13 protein-coding genes are annotated in these 13,371 nt (G+C 64.5%); 12 read left to right on the top strand and 1 reads right to left on the bottom strand.

The window, feature by feature from the left end; translation table 11 throughout:
* Positions 1-37 precede the first annotated feature (37 nt).
* A complete protein-coding gene (gene znuA, locus ACT9T4_RS15855; RefSeq protein ID WP_499117875.1) occupies positions 38-997 on the bottom strand; it encodes a zinc ABC transporter substrate-binding protein ZnuA in 960 nt (319 codons plus the stop codon).
* 190 nt (positions 998-1,187) lie between these two features.
* Here znuA and ACT9T4_RS15850 point away from each other — a divergent pair, with 190 nt between their 5' ends.
* From ACT9T4_RS15850 to znuB, 12 genes are all read left to right on the top strand, one after another.
* Entirely contained in the window at positions 1,188-1,688 is a 501-nt protein-coding gene (locus ACT9T4_RS15850; RefSeq protein ID WP_499117874.1) for a sigma-70 family RNA polymerase sigma factor, read from the top strand.
* On the top strand, positions 1,685-2,626 hold the full coding sequence (locus ACT9T4_RS15845) for a FecR family protein (protein ID WP_179539572.1): 942 nt from the start codon (positions 1,685-1,687) through the stop codon (positions 2,624-2,626). Before ACT9T4_RS15850 ends, ACT9T4_RS15845 begins: the two co-directional genes overlap by 4 nt.
* A 19-nt stretch (positions 2,627-2,645) precedes the next feature.
* A complete protein-coding gene (locus ACT9T4_RS15840) occupies positions 2,646-5,417 on the top strand; it encodes a TonB-dependent receptor domain-containing protein (protein ID WP_499117871.1) in 2,772 nt (923 codons plus the stop codon).
* A gap of 47 nt (positions 5,418-5,464) precedes the next feature.
* Positions 5,465-6,109 (top strand): gamma-glutamylcyclotransferase, encoded by a 645-nt coding sequence (locus ACT9T4_RS15835; protein WP_179539571.1) that lies wholly within the window; start codon positions 5,465-5,467, stop codon positions 6,107-6,109.
* A gap of 11 nt (positions 6,110-6,120) precedes the next feature.
* The gene (locus ACT9T4_RS15830; protein ID WP_499117869.1) at positions 6,121-7,704 is read left to right on the top strand and encodes an ABC transporter substrate-binding protein; all 1,584 of its coding nucleotides are present in this window, start codon (positions 6,121-6,123) and stop codon (positions 7,702-7,704) included.
* On the top strand, positions 7,701-8,708 hold the full coding sequence (locus ACT9T4_RS15825) for an ABC transporter permease (protein WP_499117867.1): 1,008 nt from the start codon (positions 7,701-7,703) through the stop codon (positions 8,706-8,708). The genes ACT9T4_RS15830 and ACT9T4_RS15825 overlap by 4 nt, the downstream gene beginning before the upstream one ends.
* Complete coding sequence (locus ACT9T4_RS15820) at positions 8,708-9,589, top strand: ABC transporter permease (RefSeq protein WP_179539569.1); 882 nt, start codon at positions 8,708-8,710, stop codon at positions 9,587-9,589. The genes ACT9T4_RS15825 and ACT9T4_RS15820 overlap by 1 nt, the downstream gene beginning before the upstream one ends.
* The gene (locus ACT9T4_RS15815) at positions 9,582-10,439 is read left to right on the top strand and encodes an ABC transporter ATP-binding protein (protein ID WP_499117865.1); all 858 of its coding nucleotides are present in this window, start codon (positions 9,582-9,584) and stop codon (positions 10,437-10,439) included. The genes ACT9T4_RS15820 and ACT9T4_RS15815 overlap by 8 nt, the downstream gene beginning before the upstream one ends.
* On the top strand, positions 10,436-11,170 hold the full coding sequence (locus ACT9T4_RS15810; RefSeq protein WP_042553605.1) for an ABC transporter ATP-binding protein: 735 nt from the start codon (positions 10,436-10,438) through the stop codon (positions 11,168-11,170). The genes ACT9T4_RS15815 and ACT9T4_RS15810 overlap by 4 nt, the downstream gene beginning before the upstream one ends.
* Before the next feature lie 89 nt (positions 11,171-11,259).
* Positions 11,260-11,760, top strand: coding sequence for a Fur family transcriptional regulator (locus tag ACT9T4_RS15805; RefSeq protein WP_042553606.1), 501 nt, complete (start codon positions 11,260-11,262; stop codon positions 11,758-11,760).
* Positions 11,757-12,560, top strand: coding sequence for a zinc ABC transporter ATP-binding protein ZnuC (gene znuC, locus ACT9T4_RS15800; RefSeq protein ID WP_042553607.1), 804 nt, complete (start codon positions 11,757-11,759; stop codon positions 12,558-12,560). Before ACT9T4_RS15805 ends, znuC begins: the two co-directional genes overlap by 4 nt.
* Positions 12,553-13,341 carry a zinc ABC transporter permease subunit ZnuB gene (gene znuB / locus ACT9T4_RS15795; protein WP_042553608.1) on the top strand — a complete coding sequence of 263 codons (789 nt, stop codon included), beginning with the start codon at positions 12,553-12,555 and terminating at the stop codon, positions 13,339-13,341. Before znuC ends, znuB begins: the two co-directional genes overlap by 8 nt.
* Positions 13,342-13,371: the final 30 nt, after the last annotated feature.

Raw genomic sequence — 13,371 nt, 5'->3', positions numbered from 1 at the left:
CCGCGGGCTTGTCGCACCGAAGCCTGAATGCCCGGGTTCAGAGCTTGCCCAGGCAACCATCCAGACCATCGGCCAGGCCCTGCAGCAGGCTTTCGTAACCGGCTGCACTGACCGGGGCCGCCGCGCCCATGGCGTCGAGCTCGGCCAGGGTAGCCGGCAGCCCGGCGGTCAGGGTCTCGGCCAGACGCGGACGCAGCGGAGGCTCGCTGAATACGCAGCTCGGCCCTACGCGCTGCAGTTGCTCGCGCATCGCCGCCACATGACGGGCACCCGGCTGCACTTCGCTGGCCACGCTGAACACGCCGATATGCTTGAGGCCATAGGCGGCCTCGAAGTAGTCGAAGGCCTCATGGAAAACGAAGAAGGGCTTGCTCGCCAGCGGCTTGAGCTGAGCCTGCAGACGCGGCTCCAGTGCATCGAGACGCTTGTCGAACGCGTGCAGATTGGCTTGATAACGCGGTGCGTTGGCGGGATCGGCCTCGCTCAGATCGGCGGCCATGCGTGCGGCAATCACCCGAGCGTTGGCCGGCAACAGCCACAGGTGGGCGTCCAGACTGCCAGGACGGTGGTCGTGGTCATGCTCGCCGAGTGCTTCATGGGCAACCTCGTGGTCGTGGTCGTGGTCGTGGTCGTGGTCGTGACCATCATCCTCACCGAAATGCCGCAGCGTCATATCTGGCAGGCTCTGCACGGCGACGCTGGGCTTCTCGCGGGTAGCCAGAACGCGGGGCATGAAGCTCTCCATGTCCGGTCCGATCCAATACAGCAGATCCACCTCCTGCACCCGGCGCATGTCCGAGGGGCGCAGCGCGTAGTGGTGCGGTGACGCACCCGGCGGCAGCAAAACCTCGGGTTCGCCCACTCCCTCCTGCACCGCAGCGGCGATCAGTTGCAACGGTTTGATGCTGGTGAGTACCCGAACATCGGCCTGGGCAACCGGTACGAGACAGAACAGGCTTAGAGACAGGACGAGCAGGCGAGAAAAAAACAACGGCATGGCGACGGGTCATTCAGAGAGCAAAGGAGCTATACAATAACATTTCCTCGAAAAGACGTCGCAGGTTCCTCGTCAGGTCTATCTGTGAGCCACAGTAAAATTAAAAATTGATATATTCATGGTGTTTTTTATTCTTTTTAGCTGATTTCCATTTGCGGCACAGTAGCTCCAGACCTTTTGAGGAAAGGACATGGAAAATCCAGCTCGGCGACTGGTCGCCCAATGGTTCGTGCAGAACCAGCGCTGGCTGCACGCCCGCCTGTATCGCCGCCTGGGCTGCACCCACAATGCCGAAGACCTGGTTGCGGAAACGTTCCTGCGCGTACTCAGCCTGCCGGACCCCGCTCAAATTCGCGAACCACGGGCTTTGCTGACCACCATCGCGCAACGCCTGATGCAGGAAAGCTGGCGGCGCCGGGACCTGGAGCGCGCGTACCTGCAGATGCTCGAGGAGCTTCCCGAACAGGTTCACCCCTCGCCGGAAGAGCGCCTTTTGCTGATCGAAACACTGGTAAGGCTCGACCAACTCCTCGATGGCTTGCCCGGCCAGGGCAAGGCTGCATTTATCCACAGCCAGATAGGCGGGCTGACCTATATACAGATCGCTGAACGACTGAGCATTTCGCCCAGCCGCGTGCAGCAATACATGACCGAAGCCTTCAAGCTCTGCTACGGAGCACTGCAGCAATGAGCGAGCAACCGCTGAAAAGCGTGGTCGACGAGGCCGCGCACTGGATGATGCGCCTGCAATCCGGTGATATCAGCGAGGACGAGCGCCAGGCGTTCATCGCTTGGCAAAACAGCCATCCCACACACGTTCAGGTATTCCAGCGCCTTGCCGACAACCTTGGCCTGCTGCGCCGCGAGCCTCTGCTTCGGCTCTCGGACGAGCAGGTGCTGCGCACCATCAACACGCCCTCGAGCCGACGCGATTTCCTGCGCGGCAGTCTCGCCGTGGTCGGCGCCGTCGCTCTTGGCACGCTAGGGCTGCACCTCAATCGCACCGGCCTGGTGCTACCCGGCGACCTCTACACCGCAACAGGCGAGCGCACCACCCACGACCTGGCGGACGGTAGCCGGCTGAGCCTGGATGCACGAACCCGAGTGACGCCGGACTTCGGCTCCCAGCGTCGAGGCCTGCACTTCCATCATGGCGGCGCGCTGCTGGATGCCCCTATCACGGCGACACCACTCATTCTCGACAGTCCGGCAGGTCGCCTGAGCAGTCTGGGTGGCCGCCTCATCCTGCGCAGTCGCGCTGTCGGGCAGTTGCAGCTCACGGTGTTCGATGCCGAGGTTCGCCTGGCCAACGGTCAACAGCTGCAACCTGGTAGCAACGTGAACCTGGACAGCACCGGCGTCATCGGACAAAGCCCGTTACGCGGCAACGAAAGCGCCTGGCTCGACGGCCTGCTGGAGGTGGATGACCGCCCGCTTGGCGAGGTTGTCGATGCCCTGCGAGCCTATCGCAACGGCGTCTTGCGGTTGTCCGCGACCGCCGCGAGCCTGCGCACCAGCGGCCTGTATCCCCTCGATGACAGTGACCGAGCCCTGCAACTGCTGGCACAGACGCTGCCGATCCGCATCAGCCGCTTTGGCGACCTGTGGGTCAGTATCGAACGAGCGTGAGGCAGAAATGCATAAGCTCATGACCAATCGTTCCAAGGATTTTCTGCAGCTTTCTCCGCGTCATCGCTCATTGCAGAAAACCAAGGATGAGACGTCTGCCATGCACACTCCGATCAGTACCCTGTTCAAACCTTCCTCCCTGGCCCTGGCGCTGGTGCTCGGCGCCAGCTGGGCACAAACCAGCCTGGCGCAGAGCGCGGCGACCCAGCAGGCACACAGCTTCCAGGTTCCGGCTGGCCCGCTTGGCCAGGTGTTGCTAGGGATCTCCCGGCAGAGCGGCCAGTTGATTTCCTTCGATCCGGCACTGGTTCAGGGCCGACAGGCAGATGCCGTCAGTGGCCAGCTCAACGTCGACCAGGCCATTTCGCAAGCGTTGCAGGGCAGTGGCCTGGGCTTCTCCAGGGATGCCGATGCGGTAATCGTCAGTCCTGGCGCCGCTGCCAACCGACCTGTGACGCCCTCTGCCGCGGCAGTCGCAACAGTCCAGCCGGCACTGGCGCCGCGCCTGGACAGCGTGATCGTCACGGGCACTCGCTCACAGGAGCGCACCGCCAGCGCGTCGCTGTCGCCTATCGATGTCATCAGCGGCGACAGCCTGCGCAACACCGGCTCGGAAGAGCTTGGCGCAGTACTGGCGCGGCTGGTGCCGTCGATCAACTTCCCGCGGCCCAGCCTGGTGGACGGTGCCGAGCTGGCCCGCCCGGCGCAATTGCGTGGCCTGTCACCGGATCAGGTTCTGGTGCTGGTCAACGGCAAACGCCGCCATACCGGCGCCTTCGTCAACCTTGGTGGGGCCATCGGTCGCGGTTCGGCTCCGGTCGACCTGAACGCCATTCCAGTCGCGGCGGTGGAACGTATCGAAGTGCTGCGTGACGGCGCCTCGGCGCGCTACGGCTCGGACGCCATTGCCGGGGTGATCAACGTGATCCTCAAGCAGGATGCCGAAGGCGGCTCGGTGAGCAGCAAGTTCGGCCAATACAAGGATGGCGACGGTATCCAGCGCCAGCTCAGCGCCAACAGCGGCCTCGCGCTTGGCGACAATGGCTGGCTGAACCTGACTATTGAAGGCGGCAACAACGATTACACCAACCGCGCGGGCAAAGATCTGCGGCCTGGCAGCGTCGGCTCTACCACCTATGGCCAGCAGGTGTTCCGCCAGGGTGAACCTGCGACCGAGGAAGGCAAGCTGTTCCTCAATGGCGAGTACGCATTGCAGAACGGCGCGGAACTCTATGCCTTTGGCGGCTACAGCCGCCGCAAGGGTGAGACCGCTGCGTTCTACCGCGCCAGCAACGCCGGCAACAACATCCCGGCCCTGTATCCGGACGGTTACCTGCCGCTGATTCGCGGTGAGCTGCAGGACAGCTCGCTGACCACCGGCCTGCGCGGCGAGCTGGCGGATGACTGGCGCTACGACCTGTCGCTCAACTACGGACGCAACGAATACGAAATCAGCACCCGAACCATCAACCCGGACCTGTACCGCGACACAGGCAGCACACCGTTCTCGTTCGACAATGGCACCTTGAGCAACGAACAGAAGCAGATCAACCTGGACCTGGCTCGGGATTTCGAGCTGTCCTGGCTGCCTTACCCGCTGAGCGTGGCATTCGGTGCCGAATACCTGCACCAGAACTACGAGCTGGAAGCCGGTGAAACCGGCTCCTACTACCGGGGTGGCAGTTCCGGCCTGGCGGGCTTCCGTGCCGCCGACGCCGGCGAATGGAGCCGCCACAACCTGGCGCAGTACCTCGACCTGGAGACCAACCTGACCGAGCAGTTCGGTATCTCTGCCGCGGTGCGTCACGAGGACTACAGCGACTTCGGCTCGAACATCAGCGGCTCGCTGGCCGGGCGCTACGACTTCACCCCGCAAGTGGCCCTGCGCGGCAGTGTGTCCACCGGTTTTCGTGCGCCATCACTTGCCCAGCAACATTTTGCCCAGACCTCCTCGCAGTTGATCGGCAGCACCATTCAGGAGGCCGGCACCTTCCCCGCCGACTCGCAGGTCGCCCGCCTGCTCGGCGCCGAGGATCTGAAGGCGGAGAAATCGCGCAACTACAGCCTGGGTCTGGTACTCAACCCATTGGACAACCTGCAGCTCACCGCCGACGTCTACCGTATCGACATCCGAGATCGCATCACCCTGTCGTCCAACCTCGACCTGAGCAACAACCCGGCGGCGCTGGCTTACCTGCAGGCCAACGGTGTCGGCGACATCAGCTATACCACGGCCCGCTACTTCAACAACGCCGTGGACACCCGCACCACCGGCGTCGATCTGGTCGCCAGCTACCGCCACAGCTTCGCCAATGACCTGCGCTGGAGCAGCACGCTGGGCTACAACTACAACCGGACCAAGGTCACCGACGTCAAGGACAACCCGGCAGTTCTCGACAGCCTGGGGCTGAACCTGTTGCGCGTGGACCGTCGCGAGCGACTGGGCCTGCTTGGCGATACCACTCCCAAGCACAAACTCACCTTCAGCAACGACCTGAGCGTCGGCAACTGGACACTGCGCAGCAACCTGGTGCGTTACGGCAAGTTCACCAGCTATCAGAACAATGCGGCCAACGACCAGACCTTCGACGCCGCCTGGATTCTCGACCTGGCAGCGGATTACGCACTCGACAACTGGCTGTTCACCGTGGGCGGCGACAACATCACCGATGAACGACCGGAGCGCCTGCTCGCAGCCAACTCCTCGGGCGGCAATCTGAAATACAGCACTTTCTCGCCCTATGGCTACAGCGGCGCCTTCTACTACGGCAAGGTCAGCTACAGCTGGTAACCCCAAGCCCCGGCCTCGCCCGGGGCCACAACTTTCAGGCAGCGATCATGAACCCGGCCAACTCCCCATTCGACTCGCCGCTTGCGCTCACCAGCGCGCTGCTCAGCGCCGAACAGATGCGCCAGTCGATGGAGACCGTGCACCGCCAGCGTGGCGACCAGCCATTCTGGCTGTTCGCTTACGGCTCGCTGATCTGGCGTCCGGAATGCCCGTCGCTGGAGGTGCGCCGTGCACGCCTGCACGGCTACCATCGAGGCCTCTATCTGTGGTCGCACAACCACCGTGGAACCCCGGAACAGCCAGGCCTGGTATTTGGTCTGGACCGAGGTGGCTCCTGCAACGGCTTCGCCTACCGCCTGGCCGAAGAAGAACTGGACTGCCACCTGCTGGCCCTCTGGCGGCGCGAGATGATCGACGCCGCCTACCAGCCGAAATGGCTGACTTGCCGGCTCGAGGACGGCACGCGCATCGACGCCCTGACCTTCGTGCTCAACCGTCAGGGGCCGCACTTCGCCGGCAGCCTGCCGGATCCGGTACTGCGCCAGGTACTGAGCCATGCTCGCGGCCATTTCGGCAGCACCCGTGAGTATGCCGAGCAGACCGCGCGGGCGTTGCGCCAGCACGCCATGCCGGATCGACGCCTGGAAGCAACGCTTGCCCGCTGCGGTTGCAGCGTGGACGTTCCGAAATGATGGCGAAGCGCATGCGCCATGCACTGCTGGCCAGCCTGGCCCTCGCGCTGGGCGCCTGCAGCGACTCGCTCGGCACACCGGACAACGTACTGGTGATCGCCTGGAACATCGATTCGATCAACACCTTCGACCCGGCGCGCAGTAGCGATATCGTCACCAATGAGGTCATCGCCAACCTCTGCGATACGCTGGTAACACCAGATCCAGAGGATGCCACACGGCTTTTGCCAGGGCTGGCCGAACGCTGGGAGCAATCTGCCGATCGTCGAACCCTGACCTTCCATCTGCGTGGTGATCTGCGCTTCGCCGATGGCCGCAGCGCGACGGCCGAGGATCTGGCCTGGTCGATTCGCCGCAACCTGCAGCTCGGCATGGCCGGCGCCAATGCCCTGCGCGAGTATGGCTTTCGCCTGGAGGACGCCGAGCGGCGCATCCGCGCGCTGGATGACCTGACCCTGCAGCTGCAACTGGATCGCGCCTATCCACAATCGGTGATCATGCAGGCAATTGGCACCCACCGGGTGTCCAGCCTGCTGGATCGCCAGACATTGTTGAGCGAAGCGGTCGATGGTGACCTCGGCAACCGCTGGCTGGGCCGGCACAGTGCTTGCGTCGGCCCCTATCGACTACGCCAGTGGAGTGCCGGCGAAGTGGCGGTACTGGAGCGCAATCCCGGCCACTGGCAGGCGGCGAAACTGGAGCGGGTGATCCTGCGCCATGTCGCCGAGTCGGCCACCCAGCGCCTGCTCCTCGAACGCGACGACGTGGACGTCGCACGCAACCTCAATGCAGAGGACCTGGGGGCGCTCGAGGGCAAGGAGCAGGTGCGCATCGTCGCGGTGGAAAAACCGCAGATGTACTTTCTCGACATCAACAACAACGACCCGATTCTCGGCAACCCCAAGGTACGCCTGGCGCTGCGCTACCTGATCGACTACCAGGCCCTGGCCAGCACGGTGATGCGCTACAACGGCGTGCCCCGCGCCAGCTTCGTGCCGCTGGGCTCGTTCGGCGCCCTCGACGCGGAAAGTGGCCAGCCTTTCAGGCTCGACGTCGACAAGGCCCGGCAACTGCTGAGCGAAGCCGGCTACCCGGATGGCTTCGAACGCCGCCTGTTGTACGGCACGCCGCTGTACTCGGCGCCGGTCGCTCAGCACTTGCAGCACAACGCGGCCCAGGTGGGTATCCGCCTGAACCTGGAGCGCATGACCAACGGCCAGCTGTTCACCCGCATCTTCGCCAACCAGTTCGACATCAGCCTGCACAGCCTCGACAGTAACATTCCGGATGCCCATGGCATGGCATCGCGCCTGGTCTTCAATCCCGAGCCCACGCCACGCAAGGCCACCGGAGCGGTGCCGACCGTGTTCGCCAGCTATTACTCCGAGGCAGCCAACCGTGCCGTTGAAAGCGCGCTGCTCGAGCCAGACGAGGCCCGCCGACAGGCGCTCTATCACGACCTGCAACGCCAGCAGATGCAGGACGGTCCGTTTGCCTTCCTGTTTCAGCTCAATCAGGTGGCCGCGCTGCGCACAAGCCTGCAGGGCTGGCGCTGGAACGGTTCGCGCAGCTACTACGCCAAGGCCTACAAATGAAGCTGCTCAGCGGCCTGTTATCGGTACTCATCACGCTGCTCGGGCTCGCCGCACTCACCTTCTGTATTGGTCGCCTGCTGCCCGTCGATCCGGTCCTGGCAATTCTCGGCGAAGGCGCTTCCACGGAGGCCTATGCCGCATTGCATCGCCAGCTCGGGCTGGATCGCAGCCTGGCTGAACAGTTCGGTCGTTACCTGCTGGATGTGCTGCAACTGGACCTGGGCATGTCGCTGGTATCCGGGCAGCCAGTGCTCGCCGATATCGCCCGGGTGTTTCCGGCCACTCTGGAGCTGGCCAGTGTGGCCATGCTGATCGGCACGCTACTGGGCATTCCGCTCGGCGTGCTGGCCGCGATGCGCCGCAACGGCCCGCTCGATCATGGCGTAAGAATAATCGGCCTGCTGTGCTATTCGACGCCGAGCTTCTGGCTCGGCCTGATGGCTCTTGCGCTGTTCTACGCCGCTCTTGGCTGGGTCGGCGGGCCAGGCAGACTGGATTTCGCCTACCAGTGGAATTACCAGAACGTCACTGGTTTCGTCCTGCTCGATGCCCTCTGGCAGGGCGAATGGGCAGTGTTGCGCAATGCCTGGGCACACCTGGTGCTGCCGGCATCGATCCTCGGCCTGAGCGCCTTCGCCTATATCAGCCGCATGACACGCAGCTTCATGCTCGAACAGTTGCAGCAGGAGTACATCGTCACTGCCCGGGTCAAGGGCCTGTCCTGGACACGCACGGTATGGCTGCATGCCTTCCCCAACATCGCCGTGCAGCTGGTGACGGTAGTGGCGCTGGCCTATGCCTTTCTGCTGGAAGGCGCGGTGCTGATCGAAACGGTATTCGCCTGGCCCGGATTCGGTCGCTACATGACCAATGCCCTGATGGCCGGTGACATGAACGCAGTGGTCGGCTGCACCTTGTTGGTGGGGCTGATCTTCGTGCTGCTCAACCTGTTCAGCGACCTGCTCTACCGCCTGCTCGACCCACGCGCCCGGGAGGCCCTGTGATGCAAAGCGCTCCAACTCCGGCCGAGACGATCTGGCAGGCACGCAGCCGCCAGAGCGCCCTGGCCGTGCGCCGTTTCTGCAGCAATCACTCGGCACTGGCCGGGCTGGTGATTCTCCTGCTGCTCGTTACCCTGGCGGTGATTGCACCCTGGCTGGCTCCGGGCGACTTCAATGCACAGGATCTTGCCGCAACGCTGCAAGCGCCCTCGGCGCGGCACTGGCTGGGTACCGATGAGCTGGGCCGCGACATTCTCGGCAGGCTGCTGCACGGCACCCGGCTGACGCTGTACATCGCCCTGCTCTGCGCCATCATCGTCACGCCCCTTGGCCTGCTGATCGGCGTTTGCGCCGGCTACTTCGGCGGCTGGACCGACCGTGTGCTGATGCGTGTCGTCGACCTGTTCCTGGCCTTTCCCGGGCTGATTCTGGCCCTGGCCTTCGTCGCGGCCCTCGGCCCAGGCATCGACAATACGATCATGGCCATCGCCCTTTCCGCCTGGCCCCCGATAGCGCGACTGGCGCGGGCCGAAACGCTCGCCATCCGCCAGGCGGATTACCTTGCCGCGGCACGCCTGCTCGGCGCCTCGCACCTGCGCCTGATCGTGCTGCATATCGTGCCTCTGTGCCTGCCCTCGGTGGTGGTACGAGTGACTCTGAACATGGCGGCGATCATCCTTGCCGCTGCCGGTCTCGGCTTTCTCGGCCTCGGCGCCCAGCCTCCCAGCCCGGAATGGGGCGCGATGCTCGCCAGCGGACGGGAGTATGGCCTAACCGCATGGTGGGTCGCCGCCGGACCAGGTTGCGCGATCCTGATCGCCAGCCTGGCTTTCAACCTGTTCGGCGACGGTTTGCGCGACGCCCTGGATCCCCGCCATGACTGACCTGCTCAAAGTAGAAAATCTGCGCGTGGGCTTCAACGGGCCACGCGGCCAGCATGAAGCGGTGCGCGGCATCGGCTTCTCGCTGCGCGCGGGCGAAAAGCTGGGCATCGTCGGCGAGTCGGGCAGTGGCAAGTCGCAGACTGCCCGTGCGTTGCTGCAGATTACCGCCCGCGGCGGCCATGTCAGCGCCAGCCGCATGAGCTTCGACGGCATCGACCTGATCCGGGCAGATGAACGGCAGATGCAGACGATACGTGGTCGACGCATCTCGATGATCCTTCAGGATCCGAAGTTCTCGCTCAACCCGCTCAAACGGGTCGGCGAGCAGATCGCCGAGACCTGGCGGCTGCACCACCCCAACGCCCGCGAGCAAGCGCGTCAACGCAGCCTGGCGATGCTCGAGGCAGTGCAGATCCGCGAACCACAGCGGGTCTACGAGCTGTACCCCCATCAGGTATCGGGCGGCATGGGTCAGCGCATCATGATCGCCATGATGCTGATCACCGAACCGCAGTTGATCATCGCCGATGAACCGACCTCGGCACTGGACGTGACCGTACGCCGCCAGTTCCTGAGCGTTCTCGATGAGCTGCTGGCGCGCCAGGGCTCCAGCCTGTTGCTGATCAGCCATGATCTGGATCTGGTCGCCGGGTTCTGCGACCGCATCCTGGTCATGTATGCCGGGCGCATCGTCGAACGGCTGGCCGCCCGTGATCTGCATCTGGCTCGCCACCCTTACACCCGCGCACTGCTGGCCAGCCGCCCCGACCTGCATAGCCCGCAGGACTGGCTGACGGTCCCGCAACGTACCCCGGACTGGTCACGGCCACTCGAGGAGTTCGACGCATGAGCCTGCTGCTGGAGGTAAGCGATCTGGTCGTCGATTACGCGGGGCGCCAGGTCGTCGAGGGTGTATCCCTGCACATCGAGCGTGGCGGTGCCTACGGCCTGATCGGCGAATCGGGCTGCGGCAAGTCCAGCGTATTGCGCGCCCTGGCGGGGCTGGTGCGCTACCGGGGCCAGGCACGTCTGGAGGGTAGTGATCTGCGAGGTACGCCACGGGGCGTCCTCGCCAGACGCCTGCAGATGGTGTTTCAGGATCCCTATGCGTCGCTGCATCCGCGCAAGACGGTAGAACAGGTGTTGCGCGAACCGCTGCGCATTCACCGCCTCGATGGCAGCGAACGCCGACTGCTGAACATGCTCGACGAGGTTGGGCTGTCCCGCGAGCTGCGCTTTCGCTACCCCCATGAGCTCTCCGGTGGCCAGCGCCAGCGCGTGGCGATTGCCCGCGCACTGATTCTCGAGCCGGACCTGCTGCTGCTCGACGAACCGACTTCCGCGCTGGACGTTTCGGTGCAGGCGGAAATCCTCAACCTGCTCAAACGATTGCAGCGTGATCGCAATCTCGCCTACCTGCTCGTCAGTCATGACCTGGCAGTGGTGGCCCATCTCTGCCCCAACCTCGGGCTGATGCAGGAGGGTCGTATCATCGAATCACTGAGCGCCGACCAGATCCGTCATAACCAGGCCGAAGCACCCTACAGCCGTACTTTCCTGGCAGCCAGCCAGGCCTTTTGATCGCCGTCAGGCGACCGTCAGCCGCATTCATTTGGCGCGCGATGGCCGATGCGTAATAGAATAACGTCCTACGCTTCGAGGCCCTCGCCATGTACAAACCCGTCAGCGTCGTGCCGCCTTTGGCATCGCGCCCCCATGACCACTCCCACTGCGTCAGCCACGCGCTGGCCGAAGCCGAGGCCATCTGCGCTCGCCAGGGCCTGCGCCTGACCACTCTGCGCAAGCGGGTGCTGGAGCTGGTATGGGCCAGCCACAAGCCGCTGGGCGCCTACGACATTCTTGGCGTGCTCAGCGAGGAAGATGGCCGCCGCGCTGCACCGCCGACCGTTTATCGCGCCCTGGATTTCCTCCTCGAAAATGGCCTGGTGCACCGCATCGCCTCGCTCAACGCCTTCGTTGGCTGCAGCCATCCGGCACACGCTCACCAGAGCCAGTTCCTGATCTGCCGCAGTTGCAATGCCGCCGTGGAGCTGGAGCAGACAGCGATCAGCGACGCCATCGTCACCGGCGCCAAGGGTGTCGGCTTCAACGTCGAAAGCCAGACCGTGGAAGTCGTCGGCCTGTGCGCAGGCTGCCAAGGCAGCAAATGAGCGACGCACTGATTCGCCTCGAAGGCGTGACTGTCGGTTTCTCCGGGCAGACGGTGCTCGATAACGTCGAGCTGACCATCAAACCCGGCGAGATCGTCACCCTGATCGGCCCCAACGGCGCCGGCAAGACCACCCTGGTACGCGCGGTGCTCGGCCTGCTCAAGCAGGACAGCGGCAGCGTCTGGCGCAAGCCCAAGCTGCGCATCGGCTACATGCCGCAGAAACTGCACGTCGACCCGACCTTGCCGCTCAGCGTGCTGCGCTTTCTGCGCCTGGTACCCGGCGTCGACCGTGCCCGGGCCCAGGCGGCGCTGGCGGAGGTGGGTGCCAGCCAGGTGCTCGACAGCCCGCTGCAGGGTATCTCCGGTGGCGAACTGCAGCGCGTGCTGCTGGCCCGTGCCCTGCTGCGCGAACCGCAGTTGCTGGTGCTCGACGAGCCGGTCCAGGGCGTCGACGTCGCCGGCCAGGCCGAGCTGTATCGGCTGATCACCCGTTTGCGCGATCGCCATGGCTGCGGCGTGCTGATGGTCTCCCACGATCTCCATCTGGTGATGAGCACCACCGATCAGGTGGTGTGCCTGAACCGTCACGTGTGCTGTTCGGGGCATCCCGAGCAGGTCAGTTTCGATCCGGCCTTCGTCGAGCTGTTCGGCCGCGACGCCCAGAGCCTGGCCGTCTATCACCACCACCACGACCATGAACACGACCTGCATGGCGGCGTGGTCAGCGACAAACCGGGCCTGACCATCAACGGCCCGGTTCGCCCCCATGTACACGGAGATGGCTGCACGCATGGCTGATTTTCTGCTCAACGCCCTGCTCGCTGGCCTCGCTCTGGCGCTGGTCGCCGGCCCGCTGGGCTCCTTCGTGGTGTGGCGACGCATGGCCTACTTCGGCGACACCCTGTCCCATGCCGCGCTGCTCGGTGTGGCCCTGGGGCTGATGCTGGACGTCAGCCCGACCTTCGCGGTGACCGTCGGCTGCGTGCTGCTGGCGATCCTGCTGGTCACCCTGCAGACCCGCCAGCCACTGGCCAGCGATACGCTGCTCGGCATCCTCGCCCACAGTACGCTGTCGCTGGGCCTGGTGGTGCTGAGTTTCATGCGCGACGTACGCATCGACCTGATGGGCTACCTGTTCGGCGACCTGCTCGCCGTCAGCACCACCGATCTGGCCTGGATTCTTGCTGGCAGTGCTCTGGTACTGATCCTGCTGGTGCTGATGTGGCGCCCGTTGCTGGCGATTACCGTGCACGAGGAACTGGCCAGGGTGGAAGGTCTGCCGGTGGCAGCGATCCGCCTCGGTCTGATGCTGCTCATCGCCATCGTCATCGCAGTGGCCATGAAGATCGTCGGCGTGCTGCTGATCACCTCGTTGCTGATCATCCCCGCCGCTGCCGCGCAGCGACATGCGCGCACCCCGGAACAAATGGCCTTTGGCGCGAGCCTGCTGGGCATCGTCGCGGTGTGCAGCGGCCTCAGCCTGTCCTGGCTGCAGGACACCCCGGCCGGCCCGTCCATCGTGGTTTCCGCAGCCAGCCTGTTCCTGCTCAGTTTCGCACTGCCGCGCCGCCGAGCGTGAATCGCGGAATTTGGTCAGCACACCAGCCAG

This window comes from Pseudomonas sp. SZ40, assembly GCF_052958135.1.
This window is presented reverse-complemented; position numbering and strand designations above follow the sequence as displayed.

Bases quoted from the DNA above. Each gene is read 5' to 3' on its own strand.
- ACT9T4_RS15850 (WP_499117874.1), top strand. From the start codon at position 1,188: ATGGAAAATCCAGCTCGGCGACTGGTCGCCCAATGGTTCGTGCAGAAC.
- ACT9T4_RS15840 (WP_499117871.1), top strand. From the start codon at position 2,646: ATGACCAATCGTTCCAAGGATTTTCTGCAGCTTTCTCCGCGTCATCGC.
- znuC (WP_042553607.1), top strand. From the start codon at position 11,757: ATGAGCGACGCACTGATTCGCCTCGAAGGCGTGACTGTCGGTTTCTCC.
- ACT9T4_RS15815 (WP_499117865.1), top strand. From the start codon at position 9,582: ATGACTGACCTGCTCAAAGTAGAAAATCTGCGCGTGGGCTTCAACGGG.
- znuB (WP_042553608.1), top strand. From the start codon at position 12,553: ATGGCTGATTTTCTGCTCAACGCCCTGCTCGCTGGCCTCGCTCTGGCG.
- ACT9T4_RS15835 (WP_179539571.1), top strand. From the start codon at position 5,465: ATGAACCCGGCCAACTCCCCATTCGACTCGCCGCTTGCGCTCACCAGC.
- ACT9T4_RS15810 (WP_042553605.1), top strand. From the start codon at position 10,436: ATGAGCCTGCTGCTGGAGGTAAGCGATCTGGTCGTCGATTACGCGGGG.
- ACT9T4_RS15825 (WP_499117867.1), top strand. From the start codon at position 7,701: ATGAAGCTGCTCAGCGGCCTGTTATCGGTACTCATCACGCTGCTCGGG.
- znuA (WP_499117875.1), bottom strand. From the start codon at position 997: ATGCCGTTGTTTTTTTCTCGCCTGCTCGTCCTGTCTCTAAGCCTGTTC.
- ACT9T4_RS15845 (WP_179539572.1), top strand. From the start codon at position 1,685: ATGAGCGAGCAACCGCTGAAAAGCGTGGTCGACGAGGCCGCGCACTGG.
- ACT9T4_RS15820 (WP_179539569.1), top strand. From the start codon at position 8,708: ATGCAAAGCGCTCCAACTCCGGCCGAGACGATCTGGCAGGCACGCAGC.
- ACT9T4_RS15805 (WP_042553606.1), top strand. From the start codon at position 11,260: ATGTACAAACCCGTCAGCGTCGTGCCGCCTTTGGCATCGCGCCCCCAT.
- ACT9T4_RS15830 (WP_499117869.1), top strand. From the start codon at position 6,121: ATGCGCCATGCACTGCTGGCCAGCCTGGCCCTCGCGCTGGGCGCCTGC.